Annotated in this window: 1 protein-coding gene; it reads right to left on the bottom strand. The window is 44.4% G+C overall.

What is annotated here, in order from left to right:
- On the bottom strand, positions 1-750 hold a 750-nt coding region (locus LI091_RS18370), incomplete at both ends, for a BspA family leucine-rich repeat surface protein (RefSeq protein ID WP_265191449.1).

Here is a 750-nt window from a genome sequence, read left to right as displayed (position 1 = left end):
AGCAGCCGGAGAACATGTATCCCATATCCGTCACATTCTGCGTATCCAGCGGTGTCAAATCCAGGCTCGTTAGGCCGCGGCAACTGGAGAACATGGCACCCATATCTGTCACCTTTGACGTATCCAGCATTTTAAAATTAATTTTTTGAAGTTTGGTTCTATAGAAAAACATATAGCTGCTGTCCTTCGCAGCCTGTACTTTTATTCCTGGAATCTGTGTGGATACTTTCATAATAGTACTATTATTATCATCAAGCCATGCTACAACGCCATCGTCTCCGTCAGCATCCACATCAATGATTTCTGCGGATTTTGGCTTTACTTCGTCTGTAAATATAATTTCAGTCACAGTATCTGGAATTAAATCATTGAAGTTGTTGTGGTTTGAAGAGTAATAATTATACCCTTTTATCTCAAACGTCATCTCTTTCGCCCACAAATCCAAGTCCCCGGTCAGTTCAACCTGCGGCACACCATCATCAGAAATCATCACCCTGTTTTTACATGCCGTATCGCTGTACCACGCCACCCCGGTCCCGACCGCTTCCTTATAACTCCCCTCCACAATCTGCCCGGAAGAATTGTAAACCACCATATTCTCATCGGTCCCGTCTGCAAACTTCAGCCCGTTCCCGTGGAACGTGATGGTATATCCTTTCGTGCTTTTGCTCGGTTTTTCAGTGCTTAAATACATGTCCGGGATTTCACGCTCTGCATTGGTCAATCCGTCATCCCATTTCTTAGTAATGG

The sequence above is a fragment of the Blautia sp. MSK20_18 genome, from assembly GCF_020553125.1.
Classification (GTDB): domain Bacteria; phylum Bacillota; class Clostridia; order Lachnospirales; family Lachnospiraceae; genus Blautia_A; species Blautia_A fusiformis.
Note: the sequence above shows the minus strand (reverse complement) of the source record. Positions and strands in the feature narration are given on the sequence as shown.